Source organism: Helicobacter sp., assembly GCF_022770205.1.
GTDB lineage: Bacteria > Campylobacterota > Campylobacteria > Campylobacterales > Helicobacteraceae > Helicobacter_D.
Map to the genome: position 1 here is coordinate 1 of NZ_JALEIK010000031.1, position 15529 is coordinate 15529.

21 protein-coding genes are annotated in these 15529 nt (G+C 37.8%); 13 read left to right on the forward strand and 8 right to left on the reverse strand.

Annotation, left to right across the window (positions count from 1 at the left end):
- The coding region (locus MRZ19_RS06165; RefSeq protein ID WP_291031429.1) for a hypothetical protein at positions 1 to 314 on the reverse strand (314 nt) is incomplete at its 3' end.
- A gap of 79 nt (positions 315 to 393) precedes the next feature.
- A complete protein-coding gene (locus MRZ19_RS06170; RefSeq protein WP_291031430.1) occupies positions 394 to 876 on the reverse strand; it encodes an acyl-CoA thioesterase in 483 nt (160 codons plus the stop codon).
- 100 nt (positions 877 to 976) lie between these two features.
- Here MRZ19_RS06170 and MRZ19_RS06175 point away from each other — a divergent pair, with 100 nt between their 5' ends.
- Positions 977 to 2071, forward strand: coding sequence for a UDP-N-acetylglucosamine--N-acetylmuramyl-(pentapeptide) pyrophosphoryl-undecaprenol N-acetylglucosamine transferase (locus MRZ19_RS06175; protein WP_291031431.1), 1095 nt, complete (start codon positions 977 to 979; stop codon positions 2069 to 2071).
- 2 nt (positions 2072 to 2073) lie between these two features.
- Here the strand turns inward: MRZ19_RS06175 and apt are convergent, their stop codons facing one another.
- Positions 2074 to 2604: an adenine phosphoribosyltransferase gene (apt, locus tag MRZ19_RS06180; RefSeq protein ID WP_291031432.1), complete on the reverse strand. Its 531-nt coding sequence runs from the start codon at positions 2602 to 2604 to the stop codon at positions 2074 to 2076.
- Between the two features lie 31 nt (positions 2605 to 2635).
- On the reverse strand, positions 2636 to 3358 hold the full coding sequence (locus MRZ19_RS06185; protein ID WP_291031433.1) for an A24 family peptidase: 723 nt from the start codon (positions 3356 to 3358) through the stop codon (positions 2636 to 2638).
- A 43-nt stretch (positions 3359 to 3401) separates the two neighbouring features.
- Between MRZ19_RS06185 and nadD the strand changes: the two genes are divergently transcribed.
- The 5 genes from nadD to MRZ19_RS06210 are packed head-to-tail and all read left to right on the forward strand — an operon-like array spanning position 3402 to position 5309.
- Positions 3402 to 3974, forward strand: a complete 573-nt coding sequence (gene nadD, locus MRZ19_RS06190; RefSeq protein ID WP_291031434.1) for a nicotinate (nicotinamide) nucleotide adenylyltransferase — start codon at positions 3402 to 3404, stop codon at positions 3972 to 3974.
- Positions 3959 to 4306: a ribosome silencing factor gene (rsfS, locus tag MRZ19_RS06195; protein WP_291031435.1), complete on the forward strand. Its 348-nt coding sequence runs from the start codon at positions 3959 to 3961 to the stop codon at positions 4304 to 4306. Before nadD ends, rsfS begins: the two co-directional genes overlap by 16 nt.
- Positions 4299 to 4670: a methionine-R-sulfoxide reductase gene (locus MRZ19_RS06200; RefSeq protein ID WP_291031436.1), complete on the forward strand. Its 372-nt coding sequence runs from the start codon at positions 4299 to 4301 to the stop codon at positions 4668 to 4670. The genes rsfS and MRZ19_RS06200 overlap by 8 nt, the downstream gene beginning before the upstream one ends.
- 52 nt (positions 4671 to 4722) lie before the next feature.
- On the forward strand, positions 4723 to 4890 hold the full coding sequence (locus MRZ19_RS06205; RefSeq protein WP_291031437.1) for a hypothetical protein: 168 nt from the start codon (positions 4723 to 4725) through the stop codon (positions 4888 to 4890).
- Complete coding sequence (locus MRZ19_RS06210) at positions 4887 to 5309, forward strand: hypothetical protein (protein ID WP_291031438.1); 423 nt, start codon at positions 4887 to 4889, stop codon at positions 5307 to 5309. The genes MRZ19_RS06205 and MRZ19_RS06210 overlap by 4 nt, the downstream gene beginning before the upstream one ends.
- Before the next feature lie 42 nt (positions 5310 to 5351).
- Here MRZ19_RS06210 and MRZ19_RS06215 read toward each other — a convergent pair whose 3' ends face one another.
- A complete protein-coding gene (locus MRZ19_RS06215) occupies positions 5352 to 5846 on the reverse strand; it encodes a flavodoxin (protein ID WP_291031439.1) in 495 nt (164 codons plus the stop codon).
- Positions 5847 to 6006: 160 nt separating this feature from the next.
- Here MRZ19_RS06215 and MRZ19_RS06220 point away from each other — a divergent pair, with 160 nt between their 5' ends.
- The gene (locus tag MRZ19_RS06220; protein ID WP_291031463.1) at positions 6007 to 7731 is read left to right on the forward strand and encodes an NAD-binding protein; all 1725 of its coding nucleotides are present in this window, start codon (positions 6007 to 6009) and stop codon (positions 7729 to 7731) included.
- Here MRZ19_RS06220 and MRZ19_RS06225 read toward each other — a convergent pair.
- Positions 7723 to 8478 (reverse strand): sulfite exporter TauE/SafE family protein, encoded by a 756-nt coding sequence (locus MRZ19_RS06225; protein ID WP_291031440.1) that lies wholly within the window; start codon positions 8476 to 8478, stop codon positions 7723 to 7725. The genes MRZ19_RS06220 and MRZ19_RS06225 overlap by 9 nt on opposite strands.
- Before the next feature lie 183 nt (positions 8479 to 8661).
- Between MRZ19_RS06225 and selD the strand changes: the two genes are divergently transcribed.
- On the forward strand, positions 8662 to 9654 hold the full coding sequence (gene selD, locus MRZ19_RS06230) for a selenide, water dikinase SelD (protein ID WP_291031464.1): 993 nt from the start codon (positions 8662 to 8664) through the stop codon (positions 9652 to 9654).
- A gap of 55 nt (positions 9655 to 9709) precedes the next feature.
- Entirely contained in the window at positions 9710 to 9967 is a 258-nt protein-coding gene (locus tag MRZ19_RS06235) for a DUF493 domain-containing protein (protein ID WP_291031441.1), read from the forward strand.
- A 5-nt stretch (positions 9968 to 9972) separates the two neighbouring features.
- Here MRZ19_RS06235 and MRZ19_RS06240 read toward each other — a convergent pair whose 3' ends face one another.
- Positions 9973 to 10698: a uroporphyrinogen-III synthase gene (locus MRZ19_RS06240; RefSeq protein WP_291031442.1), complete on the reverse strand. Its 726-nt coding sequence runs from the start codon at positions 10696 to 10698 to the stop codon at positions 9973 to 9975.
- Between the two features lie 38 nt (positions 10699 to 10736).
- Between MRZ19_RS06240 and MRZ19_RS06245 the strand changes: the two genes are divergently transcribed.
- The 4 genes from MRZ19_RS06245 to ychF all read left to right on the forward strand — a co-directional run bounded on the left by MRZ19_RS06245 (position 10737) and on the right by ychF (position 14245).
- A complete protein-coding gene (locus tag MRZ19_RS06245; RefSeq protein ID WP_291031443.1) occupies positions 10737 to 11069 on the forward strand; it encodes a rhodanese-like domain-containing protein in 333 nt (110 codons plus the stop codon).
- A gap of 61 nt (positions 11070 to 11130) precedes the next feature.
- The gene (locus MRZ19_RS06250; RefSeq protein WP_291031444.1) at positions 11131 to 11706 is read left to right on the forward strand and encodes a DedA family protein; all 576 of its coding nucleotides are present in this window, start codon (positions 11131 to 11133) and stop codon (positions 11704 to 11706) included.
- 9 nt (positions 11707 to 11715) lie between these two features.
- Positions 11716 to 13137 (forward strand): leucyl aminopeptidase, encoded by a 1422-nt coding sequence (locus MRZ19_RS06255; protein WP_291031445.1) that lies wholly within the window; start codon positions 11716 to 11718, stop codon positions 13135 to 13137.
- A gap of 1 nt (position 13138) precedes the next feature.
- On the forward strand, positions 13139 to 14245 hold the full coding sequence (ychF, locus tag MRZ19_RS06260) for a redox-regulated ATPase YchF (protein WP_291031446.1): 1107 nt from the start codon (positions 13139 to 13141) through the stop codon (positions 14243 to 14245).
- A gap of 74 nt (positions 14246 to 14319) precedes the next feature.
- On the opposite strand, the gene MRZ19_RS06265 is transcribed toward ychF, so the two are convergent.
- Positions 14320 to 15519, reverse strand: a complete 1200-nt coding sequence (locus tag MRZ19_RS06265) for a 2,3,4,5-tetrahydropyridine-2,6-carboxylate N-succinyltransferase (RefSeq protein WP_291031447.1) — start codon at positions 15517 to 15519, stop codon at positions 14320 to 14322.
- Positions 15520 to 15529: the final 10 nt, after the last annotated feature.

Consider the following 15529-nt stretch of genomic DNA (forward strand, 5'->3'; position numbering starts at 1 on the left):
AATAAATCATTTAATGATGCACCAGTGCCGCTTTGTTCAATTGTAATACTATTTGCCCCAGAGAATTTAAGTTCAGTATTACCACCACTAAAATCTAAACTACTACCACCACTGCTTCCTGTAACTTTAATGGTGCCTGCAGCTGCGCCATTACTAGTAACATGGAAGCTACCATTCTGCCCTGTAACTGAAACACCTCCTTCACCTGTTACTGAGAAATTCGCATTTCCTGCGGTCGCTAACAGACCCACACACGCTAAAGAGAGTGCGAAACTTTTCTTATTAAATGTGAATTTTGTATTGTTTGTATTCACTATTTTCTCCTTTTGTAAAATTAGAATAGGTTTGTATTGTATTAAAAAATGTTTTAAAAGTCAATATAATTTTTGCGATTTAGATTTCTTTTTTTGCTAGTTCTATGCGGGCTGCTTTGCGCTTTTTAGCATTTTCATAGCGACGCTTTTCTACTTCTGTAACTGGCTTTAGAGGAGGGACTTTGGTGGGCTTTCCCTCGCTATTGACGCATACCATACTAAAATAGGCACTATTTGTGTGTGTTTTGGTGTGCTTTTGGATGTCTTCGGCGATGATTTTTATGCCGACTTCTAGGGAGGTGTTGCCCGTGTAATTGACGGAGGCTAGAAAGGTTACAAGTGAGCCTAGGGCGATTGGGTTTTTAAAGGTTACGCTATCTACTGAGAGGGTTACGCAATAGTTTCCACAATAGCGCGCTGCGCAAGCATAGGCTACTTGGTCTAGGAATTTTAAAATGTCGCCGCCGTGCACGCGCCCTTTGAAGTTTGCAAGGGAGGGGGTCATTAGGATGGACATTGTTAGGGTTTTGTTATTTTCTAAGTTATTTTCTAAAGTGTTCATTTTGGATTCCTTTTCTTGTGAAATTTCTCTTAAGTTTAGCATTTTTATGGGCGTTTTGCAAAGAAGGATTTTAGTATAATGTTTTTAAAAAAGGGTTTTTATGCGCATTGTGATTACTGGTGGTGGCACTGGGGGGCATTTGAGCGTGGCTAGAGCATTTTTGCAGGCTTTTGTGAAAAGAGGATATGTGTGTGCGTTTGTCGGCTCTGATAGCGGCGCGGATGCAATGTATTTTAAAGAGGAGAAGCTTTTTAGAGAAACGCACTTTTTACCAACGCAAGGGGTTGTTAATGCGCGTGGAGTTAGGCTTTTAAAGGCGTTATGGAAGCAGGGGTGTGCGGTGCAAAGGGCGTGTGGAATCCTAAGAGAATTTAGGGCGGATTTTGTGCTGTGTGTGGGGGGATACTCTGCTGCACCTGCGGCTTTTGGGGCGTGCTTGCTTGGGATACCGCTAGTCATCCACGAACAAAATGCAAGGATTGGACGCTTAAATGCACTCTTAAAGCCTTTTGCAAAAGTGTTTTTCTGCTCGTATTTGGAATCGCCTGTTTTATTTTATCCTGTGGGTCAGGCGTTTTTTAAAGAAGCTAGGGTTAGAAGTGAGGTTAGAAGCGTGCTTTTTATGGGGGGTTCTCAAGGAGCTAGGAGGATTAATGGCTTTGCATTAAGTGTAGCAGAGGAGCTAAAAAAGCGTGGGATTAAGGTGTTTTTACAAAGTGGAAAAGCTGACTTGGAGCGTGTGGTCCAAGAGTGTGTCAAAAAGAAACTTAATGTGGGGGTGCTTGGGGAAGAGACTTTGGATTCCATAGATGGCGTTGATGTGGTTGTTTTTGGCTTTTATGCAGATATGGCTAGCGTGTATGGGCGGTGTGATTTTGCAGTGTGTAGGGCGGGGGCTAGCTCTTTGTGGGAGCTGTGCGCAAATGGCTTACCGGCACTTTTTGTGCCTTATCCCTATGCAGCGGGAAATCATCAATACTATAATGCGGAATTTCTTGTCAAAAAGGGGCTTGGGTTTTTGTGCTTGGAGGAGAATCTCTCCTCTAAAGTGCTGTGGGAGTGCTTGGGGCTTTTGGAGGATAGAATTACACAGATGAGTGAGGATTTGCAAAAAGAATGCGCTGTGGATGCGGTGGAGCAAATGTGTGGTGTCATAGAAAGAAGGATTAAGTCGCATAAAAGCGGAGTTGCGTGAGCTTATAAGTCTAGCAAGCTATAAACTTGCGTGTGCTTACGCAATGCTTGCGCGCCTTGTAAGTCTTTTAGATTTATGATGAAGCAGGATTCTAAGCATTTTGCTCCTGCTTGAGTGATTAGATTTACTGCTGCAAGGGCAGTGCCACCTGTGGCGATTAAATCATCTATTAAAAGGACATTGGGATTTGCTTTATCTCTAAAGGCGTCAATGTGGATTTCAATCTCGCTAAAGCCATATTCTAAAGTGTATTTTTGTGAGAAGGTTTTGTAGGGTAGCTTGCCTTTTTTGCGGATTGGCACAAAGCCTATGTTTAGCGCATATGCTAGGGCTGCTCCAAAGATGAAACCACGGCTTTCAATGCCTACAATGAAATCTAAACCATAGCTTGCATAGCGGTCTTTTAGGTGGTCTATGGTGTGCTTGAAGGCTTCTTTATCGTTAAGCAGAGTCGTGATGTCGCGGAAAATGATTCCTTGCTTTGGGTAGTCGTTTATCGTGCGGATTGTGCTTAAGAGTTTTAAATCTGACATTTGGGATTCCTTTTATTTAAATACGCCTATTTTATACTATTTGCCAAAGAAATGCGCTTAAAAATCCTAGAAATAGAAATGGCACAAAAGGAATCGTATCGCTTTTACGCCCTAGCATAAGAAATGCTAAGGCATGGAGTGCTGCTAAAAAAATTGCTATTGCACCATAAAATGCACCAAGCGTGCAAGATATTGTTCCAAAAAGTAACAAATCACCCTCCCCTAGTGCTTCTTTACCCATTAGAAAGCTTACAAATAATCTTAAAAAGGTCGCAAAACCTATAAAGCTTAGAGCAGTGATGCAAGAGATTAGGAATGTGTTGTTTAAGAATGCAACAATTAGACTAAGGGCTAGGGTTAGGAAATTTAAGGAATCAGGAATGGCTAGAAAATGCGCATCTATGATACTTAGGATGTAAAAGCATAGGATTAGAAAAAAGAGTGCTAACGCACTAGGTGTGGCAAGAAAATAGCAAAAAAGTGCCAAAACTGCACCAAAAAACTCGCTAAGGAAGTAAAAAGTTGGAATCCTTTTTTGACAATGGCGGCATTTTGCCCTTAAAATCAGAAAGCTAAAAAGCGGAATCTTATCACTCCAAAATAGTGGTGTGGCGCACTCTGGGCAAAAAGAGTTTGGGAATATGGTGCTAAGGTTGCGCGGGATTCTGTGGATTAAAACATTGGCAAACGCCCCAAAACTAGCCCCAAAAACTAGGATAAAAACCCAAATGATTATTTCGCTTAAGACTTGCATTGCACACTCTTTTTGCTAGAATTTTAACCTAAAAAGGAAGTGTATGCAAAAGCGTGTTGGAATCTTTGGTGGTTCGTTTGATCCTCCGCATAAGGCGCATTTAGCTATTATGCAAAGGGCAGTGCAACAACTTAGTTTGGATGTGCTGTTTGTTGTGCCTAGCTTTTTGAATCCCTTTAAAAAGGCGTTTTATTTTTCGCCTAGTGTGCGTTTAAGGTGGCTAAGGGAGTTGGCTAAAGAGTGTGAAAAATGTGTGGTGCTAGACTTTGAAGTGCGTCAAAATGCTCCAACGCCTACTTTTAAGACTTTAGAATACATTTTAGATTCCTATGATTTTGGGCGCAATGCGCTGTATTTTTTACTTTTAGGAGCGGATAATGTGGAATCCCTGCCGAAGTGGGAAAATTTTGCGTGGCTAGAAAAGAATGTGGAATTTGTTATAATTGCGCGCAAAGGCTATGCTAAGCATTACAAGCAGCTGGAATTTGATGTTCCTATTAGTGCTACACAATTGCGCAAAATGCTAGAATGTGGGGATAGGATGGGATTAAAACAATGGATTCCGCATAGCATTTTAGAATCTGTGATAAAGGAAGCAAATTGCAAGCAAGAGTAGCGTTAGTGCAAGAAATCTGTGGGATTTTAGAAGAGAAGAAGGGGGAGGCGATAGAAGTTTTTGACTGCAATGGGACGGATTATTTTGTGGATTATGTTGTGCTTGTAACGGCGTTGGTTGATAAGCACGCATTGGCACTTTTAGAGAGTCTGCAATGCCTTAAGGAGAAGGGGGAGAGCTTTTATCGGATTGATGATGAGAATCCTAATTGGATTGTGGCGGATTTAGGCGATATTATTGTGCATATTTTTACAGAAAATCAGCGCAAAAAGTTTAATTTAGAAGAGTTTTTACAAAAATTATTGCAAGAAAAGGAGAATGCAAATGTATAATGGATTAACCCAAGAAGAGCAAAGGGTGATTTTACACAAAGGCACAGAAGCACCCTTTAGCGGTGAGTATGAAAACTTTTTTGAAAAGGGCGTGTATGTTTGCAAGCAATGCAATGCACCGCTTTACACTTCAGAGAGTAAATTCCATAGTGGCTGTGGGTGGCCTAGCTTTGATGCCTGCATTGAAGGTGCGATAAAGGAGCAACTAGATGCAGATGGCAGGCGCACAGAGATTGTGTGTGCTAAATGCGGCGGACACTTGGGACATATCTTTTTAGGCGAGGGCTTCACAGAGAAAAACACGCGGCATTGTGTGAATTCTATTGCTTTGATTTTTGTTGGAAAAGTTGGACAAGATGTTTAATATTTTTGTTGGAATATCAAGGATATATTTATCTTAACATAAGGAAAATTAAATGAATAATAATAATAATAAAGTTTTAGACTTTCAAGTTTCTATTGAAGGCTACCCTGCTGAGAGAGTTTTAAGGGCGTTAAAAGGAGAAAAATTAAAAACTAAAAAGGAGCAATCTACAAAGAATAATGAAGAACAGCAAAAACCTAAAAACAAAGAGAAAAAGTGATAGATTTTTTGACATCTTATAAAGAAGTTATAAGTTTATTTCTCACACCCCTATCAATTATAGTAGCGATTTGGGCTTTGCGTCCTGTAACCAAAAACGCTAAAATGAATGTCTTAAAAACAGAATTTGATATTTTTAAAGAACTTTCAGCAAAAGAAATAGCATTTGTTGATTATTACGAGTTACCAAAAGAATCAATAGAATATGATACATATAATAAAATAAAAGAACAATATTTACGAGTTTTAAATTTAGTTTGTCTCTATGTTTTAGAAGGATATTTTACTAAAAAACACTTCTTTAGAAGCTATGGAAAAAAGATATTGTTGCTCTACGAAGAAGAAATATTAACAGATACGCAATACCCTTACATTTATAAAATCTACAAAAAATACAATAAGAAATTACTAGACTTTTAAACTTCAATGAGAAATCTTAGATTTCACATTGATTTTTAAAATTTAAAACGCTGCTTTAATAGAGTTGCACCATTTTTCAATTCTATCTTGCGTTAAATCCTCTTGATTGACTGCGTCAATGACTAAGCCTACAAATTTATCCTCCACAATGGCTTTAGAATTGGCATAAGAATAACCCTCTGTTTCTGTTTGCCCGATGACATTTCCTTTTTGACTCACTTTTTCATAAAGAAAAGATAAACCATCGCAAAAGGTTTCCTCATAGCAATCTTGATCACCTAAACCAACAAGGGCGATTGTTTTGTTTGCAAAGTCATTGGAATCTAATGTGTCTAAAAATTCTTCCCAATCCCCTTGTAAATCTCCGTCTCCGTAAGTTGGCGTGGCTAAAATTAAGCAATCGTATTTGCATAAATCCTCTTTGGAGGCTTTTGCAACATCGTGCAACACAACATTTTCCAAATACTTTGCAATGCTTTGTGCAACTTCTTGTGTTGTTCCGCTATCACTTCCGTAAAATAAACCGATTTCTTTCATTTGAATATTCCTTTCTAAAATTAAGTTTGACGCAAAGAGTTTAGCAGAATAAATATTAAATAAAAATAATTCTTATTATACTGAAAAATGTTGGGTTAGACAATATGCTATAATTGCTTAAATTTTTAAGGAGGCTTGTATAGAACCGCTACTGATTATTATTTGTGTCTTGGCAATGGCTGTTGTCTCTGGAATCGTTCTTAATCGCTTAAAAATTCCTGCAATCATCGGGTATATCGTAACAGGGACTTTAACAACTTATATTTTTGGATTCCGCTTAGAAGATTCTGTGGATTTAAATGAAGCGGCTGAACTTGGAATCGTGTTTTTGATGTTTATGATTGGACTTGATTTTAGCTTTAAGAAAATCACGCAAATGAAACAAGAAGTGTTACTCTTTGGGGGATTACAGATTGGAATTTCTATCGGAGCATTTTTTGCAATTTGTTACTTTTTGTTACGCTTTGATTTTAACACTTCTATTATCATTGCAAGTGCTGTAAGTTTATCCTCAACTGCTATTGTATTAAAGCATTTAAACGAGATTAATGCAACTAGAACGCCTTATGGTACGGCTTCTGTTGGGATTTTAGTTTTTCAAGACATTGCTGTGATTCCTATTTTGCTTATCATTAAATTATTAAGCGATACAAGTTTAAGTCTAGGAGAAATGCTTTTAAGCACGGGTTTATCAGCTGTGGCGGTGCTTTTACTCTTAATTTTGCCCGGACGCTTTTTGGCTAAAATCGCCCTGCGCTCAAGTGCAAAGATGAAAACAGATGAAACCTTTGTAGGGACGGTGTTTTTAATTGTTTTGGGTTCTGCTTATCTTAGCAAACATTTTGGTTTTTCACTCTCTCTTGGGGCGTTTTTGGCAGGAATGATTATTTCCAACTCGCCCTTTAAATACCAAGTGGCAAGCGTTTTGGTGTATTTTAGGGATTTATTATTGGGAGTGTTTTTCATTACCATCGGAATGCAAGTTGATGTGATTTTTGCAGCAAAATATTTTGTTGTTGTGTTAATTTTATGCGTATTGATGATTTTAGGCAAGACATTAGTAATGTTTGCCTTTTTAAGTTTCTTTAGAGGGGTTAGGACGGGGATACGCATCGCACTTTCTCTTTCACAAATTGGAGAATTTTCTTTTGCGATTTTCTTGCTTGCAAGCCAACATAAAATTTTGAATTTACAGCTTGATGGAGGAATCTTAAGCTTAGTTTTTGGGCAGGAATTTTTAGCAAAACTCACGCCACACGATATTTATCAATTTTTAACTTTAATGGTGATTTTTTCAATGGTTGCTACGCCTTTTATCCTAGAGCGTTTAGATGCTTGCACAGATTTTATGCTACGCTTGCTTAAGATTCCAACACGCTCACATTATAAAGATAATGCGCTAAACACTTCTAAAGAGGAGGTTCTAAATGATGTTATCGTGTGTGGTTATGGACTTTTGGGCAAAAAAGTGGTGCAATTTTTAGAGGATTCTAATCTTAATGTGTTAGTGATAGAATCCAATTATGATCGCGTCAAAGATGCGCAAAAAAATGGAATCCCTATTGTTTATGGGAACATCACGGATAAAATGATTTTTAAAGAAATAGAAGTTCAAAACTCCACAGCAGTGATTTTATGCGTGGAATCTACCAATGCAATTTCGCAAGCCTGCCACCATATTATGGATATTTCACACCATATTAGAATCATTGCGCAAACAAAGGATGACAATTTAGAGGAAATGCTAAAAGGAATGGGGCTTTATGGCGTGGTGAATAACCACCAAGAGAGTGCTGTAATTCTTTCAAATCTCGCTTTAAAAGCCATTGCAGAGAGAAAAGAAACAATGGGCGAAGAAGATGCAAATGAAAAAACTTCAAGCTAAGAACATTTTTTGCAACATAATCCCAAGCATAATGGCATACAAAATCAGCAATGTAGCCTTATGCTTTTTTGCGTCAATTTGTGAGAGCATAAAGATTCCAATCCTTACGCCAATTATCGAAGCAATCCCAACAATAATGCCTTCTTTAAAGCTTGCATAGCCGTGCAATGCTAAGGAAGTGAAGCCTGAAACAGAAGAGAAAATTACAAAAAATAAAGATAAAGGAATAATTTGTTTGCTACTATAACCTAAATAATAGGCTAAAAGGGGAGCTAGCATCATCCCCCCTCCAATACCAAGAGAAATCGCAAACACACCAACAACACAACCGCAACATAGCAAAAATATATTCGTCATTAAACCCGCACCAATACGCTTTTGACCACCATAAGCATTGGCTTTAAAAAGCTTTATAAAAGAATAGGCAATAAAAATGCTAAAAATTATCTCTAGTGCTTTTGAACTTATAAAATCAATCACAAATCCGCTAAATGCTGCACCTACAAATCCACCAAGCCCAACATAGATTCCATCTTTTGCGTTTAAAAGCTTGCGTTTATAATTCACATAAGAACCATAGATGGATGAAAAAATCATCTGCATAATAGAGATTCCAATTGCAATTTTAATGTCGTGTCCTAGCATCATCACAAGTGGGACTAAAATCGCCCCGCCACCAATGCCAAAAAATCCGGCTAGGATTCCTGTTAGGATTCCAATACTAAAGAGCGCAATGCTATATTCCATAATTTTACTTTTAAGAGAGTTTTAAAGAAGCAATTCTACCAAAACAAGTGATAAATCATCTAAAAAGTGTTAAAATTACTCAATTTTTCATAAATTTTTAAAAAGGCAAAAATGGAAAGCACAGAACAAGAAATCAAAATCACAAATTTTGTTAAGGTTGCTGGTTGAGCAGGCAAAATAGGTCTGGAAGATCTTTCACATCTTGCAAGCCAACTTGTTAATCCTTATGACAATAATGTTTTAATTGACTTTAAAGACAATGAAGATGCGGGAGTGTATCGTTTAAGCCCCACGCTTGCTTTAGTGCAAACAGTGGATTTTATTACTCCTGTGGTAGATGATCCTTTTGTTTATGGGCAGATTGCTGCAGCAAATGCGCTAAGTGATGTCTATGCAATGGGAGGAATTGTGAAATGCGCACTTAATCTTATGATGTGGGATAAAAGTAGAATCCCAAAAGACTATGCAAAAGCCATTTTAGAGGGGGGATTGTCTAAGATTAAAGAAGCAGGCGGAGTCTTAATTGGGGGGCATACCCTAGCAGATGACACGCAAAAGTATGGTTTAAGCGTTAGTGGCGTTGTGCATCCAGAAAAAATTTGGTGTAACAATGGCGCAAAAGTTGATGATGTGTTCATTCTTACAAAGCCCATTGGAATAGGAGTTTTAACAACTGCCTTAAAAGCCAATTTACTTGATGCGCAAACACAAAATAAGATTTCTCAGATTATGGCAACGCTTAATCGTAATGCGTGTGAAGTCGCTAAAGGGTTTAAAATTAATGCTTGCACAGACATTACAGGCTTTGGACTTTTAGGGCATTTCAAAGAAATGTTAAATCCTAACATTAATATCGTTTTAAATAGCAACACTATTCCCTTAATAGAAGAAGCGATTCCTTTTGCAAAGGAGGGAATCATTCCTAGCGGAAGCCTTAATAACCAAAAAGCATTAGAAGGCTTATGTTCCTTTGCGCTTAAAGAAACTTCAACATTTAAAGGTGTAGAAATTTTGCTCTTTGATGCGCAAACCTCTGGTGGCTTAGTCTTTGCTACCCCTAAACAAGATGCTTTTAAGCTTTTAAAAAGTCTAAGAAATGCAGGGGTGGAATCTGCGCAAATCATTGGAGTTGCAGAGCCTTATAGCCCCCATAAAAGTAGAATTTCTATTGTATAAGGGGGCTTATGCAAATACGCAGTAAATATTTTCAAATCATTTTAAAAGGATTTTTATGGAAGAAAATTCAATAAATAATCAAATTAAATATCCTTGCACTTGGCATTATAAAATCATTGGTTCTGATAAACAATCTCTGCATTTAGCAGCATTAGAAAACATCAATAAGGAGTTTATCCAAACACCGGGTAAAGAAAGTAGTGGAGGAAAATACCATAGCATAAACATTGCAATAGAAGTAGAAAGTCGAAAAGAAAGAGATTTGATTTTTCAAGCCTTGCAAAAAGATTCTAGGATTAAATTTGTTTTATAAACTTTTTAGATTCTGTTTTTATCCTCTAAGCTTAATGCAAACTCTAGCACACTTTTGGAATCTGGCTTTGGTGCTTGCAAAATTTTAAGTGCGCAAAAATCCCCTAAAAGTTCTTTTGCAGCTAGACTTGTGCTTTTACCAATGCAAAGCGCACAAAAACTACTCTCCCAAGTAAAATTGCGCAAAAATGCTTTAATGTGTGAAGGAGCAGAAAAAATAATAATGGAATCTTTTTGTAATTTTGGTGGATTTTTTAAAAGATTTAAAATATTTTCATACACAATGACTTCCTCTAAAAATATTCCATTTTCTCTTAGAATTTTTGGAATGTTTGATGCGATTTTTTTTGCGCGCAAAAATAAAGGTTTTTTGTTTCTCAATAAAGGGATTAACTCTTGCGCAAATACATCTCCATACGCTCTTGAAGCAATAAAATCCGCCTTTAATCCTAGCGTTTCTAAAGCATTTGCACTTCCCTGCCCTATGACAAAATTTGGCAATTGCGCCCAAAGTTGCTTTAATGCAATGCTATCTTTTAAGGATTCTAAATTTTCCTTCAACGCATACACTGCATTTTTAGAAGTAAAAATTAGACTATCGCAGGCTTGTAATTTTTCTTGTAAATTCTCTACAAATTGCGTTTGCAGGATGATTAAAGGCAGAATCTGAATCTGTTGTACAAAGGGCAAATGCGCTAAATTTGGATTTGTTTTTGTGATATAATAAACCATTTTTTATTCTATCTCACTTTAGCAAACAAAGGCATAAAATGTATATCAAAAATAAAAGTCTCGCTAAACCTATCTCTTTAAACTCCCTTAATAGCGAGGATTTTATTGTAATTGATTTGCGTTCAAAAGGCTATTTTCTCATTAGTCACATTAAAGATGCGCTAAACATAGAATCCTTGCAACGCATTGTCCATATTGCACAAGAAAATCCACAAAAAAAGATTCTACTTTATTGCCACAGCGGTGCAACTGCAGCAGATTTTGGCACAAAACTTGTTCAAAAGGGATTGGATAATATCTACTACATTGATGAAAATTATTTTGCAATCAAAAAGCATAACATCACTTTAGAGGGCAAAGGATTAGAGTAATTAAGCAAATTTTAGATAGAATTTTGGATTTTAATGTAAATTTAAGCAAAATAGAGAGTTTATGGAAGAGTTATTTACGCAATGGCTACAAGATTATGGTTATATCATTTTATTTCTTTGGAGTATGCTAGAGGGTGAGCTTGGGCTTATAATGGCAGGGATTATGTGCCATACAGGGCATATGACAATCCCCATTGCAATCCTTGTTGCTGGGTTTGGGGGATTTATAGGCGATCAAGTGTATTTTTATATCGGGCGTTATAATAAACAATTTATTTACAGAAAATTGCAAACACAACGCAGGAAATTTGCCCTAGCGCATTTGCTCTTACAACGCTATGGATGGTCTATAATCTTTGTGCAACGCTATCTTTATGGAATGCGCACCATCATTCCTATGAGCATAGGAGTCACGCGTTACAATGCAAAAACTTTTGCGCTTATTAATTTTGTCAGTGCACTTATTTGGGCGGCTATTACGATTATTTTAGCATATTATTTTGGAAAAGAACTCTTAGCCATTGTGAATTATGCAAAGGAGCATTATTATATTGTAATTCCTTTTGCAATCCTTTTAGGTGGTGGAATCTATTATTATTTGCATAAAGTTACACAAAAAATTGAAAAAATATTATAGGAGAATCAAATGAATATTATAGCAAGTAACAAAAAAAGTGATTTAGAAATTGTATTGGTTTTTAATAAAAAACTCCCAAAGACACTCACAAAAGCACAAACAGATGCGTTAGCATTAAGAAACTATGAAGGTGAAGGGAGTTGCTTTATTGGAGAGCAATTTTTTATCGGTGTGGATAACCATACCTATCCCTTTCCAAATGCCTTGCGCGATGCAGTGGCAAATGCGATTCCAAGCATTAAGAAACTCAATATTACCACAGCTAGCATTTGTGTAGAAAATCTACAAGATGCTAAAGAGATTTGCGAGGGACTGCTTTTAGGGAATTACAACTTTGAAACTTATAAGAGTAAAAAATCCCAAAGCAAACTCAAGACTATGCATTTGCATTCTAAAAAAATAGATGCCAAAACCTTACAAGCTAGCATTACAAAGACAGAACATATTTGTGCAAGCATTAATTTTGTGCGCGAACTCATTAACACTCCCCCAGCAATTGCTACGCCAAAATATATCGCTAACCTTGCGCAACAAAAAGCAGAGCAACTAGGAATTATTTGCAAAATCCACGAGGAAAAATTCTTAGAAAAAGAAAAAATGGGGGCTTTTTTAGCCGTGGCAAAGGCAAGCGTTAATCCGCCTTATTTAGTGCATTTAATCCATAAACCAAAAAACACTGCAGAAAAAAAGATTCCAAAAATCGTGCTTGTTGGCAAGGGTTTAACTTATGATTCTGGAGGACTTAGTTTAAAACCTAGCGATTATATGGTAACAATGAAGGCAGATAAAAGTGGGGCTTGCGCTGTGCTTGGAATCTTAGAAGCTGCGGCAAAACTCAAATTAAACGCTGAAATACACGGAATCTTAGGGTTAGCAGAAAATATGATTGGGGGCAATGCCTATAAGCCTGATGATATTTTAATTGCGCGCAATCAAAAAAGCATTGAAGTGCGTAATACCGATGCGGAAGGGCGTTTAGTGCTTGCAGATTGTTTAAGTTATGCAAGTGATTTGAAGCCTGATTTCTTGCTTGATCTTGCAACACTTACAGGAGCTTGTGTGGTAGCACTTGGAGATTATAGCATCGGCGTGATGGGCTACAATGCAAAACTTGCAGAATCCTTTAACAAAGCAGCCTTTAATGCAGGTGAGCTTAGTGCAACACTTCCTTTTAATCCTTATTTGCGCAAACTCTTTAATTCTGATGTAGCAGATTTATGCAATATTCCTTCAAACCGCTATGGAAGTGCAATAAGTGCGGGAATGTTTTTAGGTGAATTTATCACAGAAGAGTTGCATCAAAAATGGCTGCATCTTGATATTGCAGGACCTGCTTATGTGGAAAAAGCTTGGGGGGTTAATCCCTTTGGTGCAACAGGTGCTGGAGTGCGCGCTGTAATAGAATTTATTCAACAACAAATAAAGGGCTAATATGGGTTTATCCGTAGGCATAGTAGGACTTCCCAATGTCGGAAAATCCACAACTTTTAACGCATTGACCAAAACGCAAAATGCACAATCTGCAAACTATCCCTTTTGCACCATTGAGCCAAATAAAGCTATCGTGCCTGTGCCAGATACACGCCTTGATGCACTCGCAAAAATCGTCAATCCTCAGAGAATCCAACATTCAATCGTAGAATTTGTAGATATTGCAGGGCTTGTGAAGGGAGCTAGCAAGGGAGAGGGGCTTGGCAATCAGTTCTTAGCAAATATCAAAGAAACAGAAGTGATTTTGCACATTGTGCGTTGTTTTGAGGATTCCAACATTACGCACATAGAAGGAAGCATTAATCCTTTGCGCGATGTGGAGATTATTGAAACGGAACTCTTAATTGCAGATATGCAAACGCTTCAAAAACGCATAGAAAGACTTACAAGAAGCGTAAAAAGCGGAACAGATAAGGAAGCAAAAGCACAACTTGAAGTCGCACAAACCTTATTAAAACACATTGAAGAGGGCAATGCTGTGCGCACATTTAATGATAAGGAAAATGACTATTTCTCGCTATTAAACAAAGAGTTGCGTTTTTTAACAAACAAAGACATTATTTATGGTGCTAATGTTGATGAAGATGGCTTAAGTGCAGATAACTCCTTTGTTGCCACACTCAAAGAATACGCCACAAAGCAGGGAGCAGAAGTGGTTAAACTTTGCTCCAAAATTGAAGAAGAGCTTGTGGGCTTAAGCGATGCAGAAGCCCTAGAGTTTTTACAGGATTTAGGTGTGCAAGAGAGTGGCTTAGATGCTATTATCCGCCTAGGATTCCAAAAGCTTGGGCTAATTAGCTACTTTACAGCAGGTGTCAAAGAAGTGCGTGCTTGGACAATTCACAAGGGAGACAAAGCACCAGTTGCCGCTGGAGTGATTCACAAAGATTTTGAAAAAGGATTTATTCGCGCAGAAGTCATTGCTTATGATGATTTTATCAAATACGGCGGGGAAGCAAAATCCAAAGAAGCGGGCGCAATGCGCATAGAAGGAAAAGACTACATCGTCCAAGATGGCGATGTAATGCACTTTAGATTTAATGTTTAGTAAGCTTTTTAAACTTTACACGCAGTAAAAAATTTTGCTTACATTTTAGACTCTCCTTTCAAAAAAACAAGCCCTTAATGCAAGGCTGCATTTAATTCAATTTTGCGATTAGAGCGGAATGCAATCATCTCTCCTGTTTTTGCATTTTGCCTAAAATGCACGCCGTTTTTGCCTGATAAATCTCTCCCTTTATAAAGCCCTGTTGCATTCACCACAAAGTTAGGATTAATCTGCGCAATCTTCTTTGCCTCTTCTTCTGTGATTTTAAACACAGTTCCAGCAAGCACGGCGATTCCACCATCTACAATGCAACCATCCCCTAGCGAAATTCCTGTAGAGCTATTTACCCCTAAAAGGCAATTTTTACCAATACTAATAGGATCACTATTCCCCCCACTTAGCACGCCTAAAATACTAGCACCACCGCCAACATCACTTCCTTCACCCACAATAACGCTTGAGCTAATACGCCCTTCATTCATACACGCACCCATTGCGCCTGCATTAAAATTCACATAGCTAGCTCCGGGCATTTGCGTATAACCACCTGTCCCTAGATACGCTCCAAAGCGCGTTTTTGCTGTGTCAAGCAGGCGGATATTATCAAATTGTGGAATCACTTGCATCAAATAGCGCGGAAATTTATCCACAAAATCAATCGCTGGAAACTCCCCACGCATTTTTAGTGCAATCTCATTCTCCCTTAGCCAATCAAGTTCATAAGGCACATTGCCACTCCACGCCACATTGCTAAGAAGTCCAAAGATTCCCTCTAAACATAAGCTTCGAAGCGGTGCTTTGCCAAGTGAGAGTGCAAGAAGTTTCATATACGCTGACTCCACACTTTTACATTGCACATCTTCATAAATCGCACAAAATCTGTAACGCAAATCCCCATTTTCTGTATAAATTCTATCCTCCTGCAAAGCGCGTTGAAGCTCAAGCACAACAGCTACATTTTTATGCGCATTGGGATTTGCCTGTGTTTCTGCGATAAAAGGCGCGAAATCTTCTAATGCCTTAATCACAAACTCCTCTGTAATTCCAAGCACAAGCTCACTTGCACTATCCTCTAGCACCTCACATTCCTCACGCAATGCTGAAAAAATCGCATAACTGCCAAAATTCTCTCCCCAATTTAGCACAGGATAGGTTGCTTGTAACACCTTATTGCTCACCACGCCAACATCGGCAAAACAGATTCCAAACCCCATAGGCTCTCTATAATTTGCTTGACCTTTTATTGCTTCAACTTTTGCTTGAAATTGATTCATAAAATCTCCT

Coding starts and splice junctions, on each gene's coding strand:
- MRZ19_RS06170 (WP_291031430.1), bottom strand. CDS start 876: ATGAACACTTTAGAAAATAACTTAGAAAATAACAAAACCCTAACAATG.
- MRZ19_RS06175 (WP_291031431.1), top strand. CDS start 977: ATGCGCATTGTGATTACTGGTGGTGGCACTGGGGGGCATTTGAGCGTG.
- apt (WP_291031432.1), bottom strand. CDS start 2,604: ATGTCAGATTTAAAACTCTTAAGCACAATCCGCACGATAAACGACTAC.
- MRZ19_RS06185 (WP_291031433.1), bottom strand. CDS start 3,358: ATGCAAGTCTTAAGCGAAATAATCATTTGGGTTTTTATCCTAGTTTTT.
- nadD (WP_291031434.1), top strand. CDS start 3,402: ATGCAAAAGCGTGTTGGAATCTTTGGTGGTTCGTTTGATCCTCCGCAT.
- MRZ19_RS06200 (WP_291031436.1), top strand. CDS start 4,299: ATGTATAATGGATTAACCCAAGAAGAGCAAAGGGTGATTTTACACAAA.
- MRZ19_RS06205 (WP_291031437.1), top strand. CDS start 4,723: ATGAATAATAATAATAATAAAGTTTTAGACTTTCAAGTTTCTATTGAA.
- MRZ19_RS06215 (WP_291031439.1), bottom strand. CDS start 5,846: ATGAAAGAAATCGGTTTATTTTACGGAAGTGATAGCGGAACAACACAA.
- MRZ19_RS06225 (WP_291031440.1), bottom strand. CDS start 8,478: ATGGAATATAGCATTGCGCTCTTTAGTATTGGAATCCTAACAGGAATC.
- MRZ19_RS06235 (WP_291031441.1), top strand. CDS start 9,710: ATGGAAGAAAATTCAATAAATAATCAAATTAAATATCCTTGCACTTGG.
- MRZ19_RS06240 (WP_291031442.1), bottom strand. CDS start 10,698: ATGGTTTATTATATCACAAAAACAAATCCAAATTTAGCGCATTTGCCC.
- MRZ19_RS06245 (WP_291031443.1), top strand. CDS start 10,737: ATGTATATCAAAAATAAAAGTCTCGCTAAACCTATCTCTTTAAACTCC.
- MRZ19_RS06250 (WP_291031444.1), top strand. CDS start 11,131: ATGGAAGAGTTATTTACGCAATGGCTACAAGATTATGGTTATATCATT.
- MRZ19_RS06255 (WP_291031445.1), top strand. CDS start 11,716: ATGAATATTATAGCAAGTAACAAAAAAAGTGATTTAGAAATTGTATTG.
- ychF (WP_291031446.1), top strand. CDS start 13,139: ATGGGTTTATCCGTAGGCATAGTAGGACTTCCCAATGTCGGAAAATCC.
- MRZ19_RS06265 (WP_291031447.1), bottom strand. CDS start 15,519: ATGAATCAATTTCAAGCAAAAGTTGAAGCAATAAAAGGTCAAGCAAAT.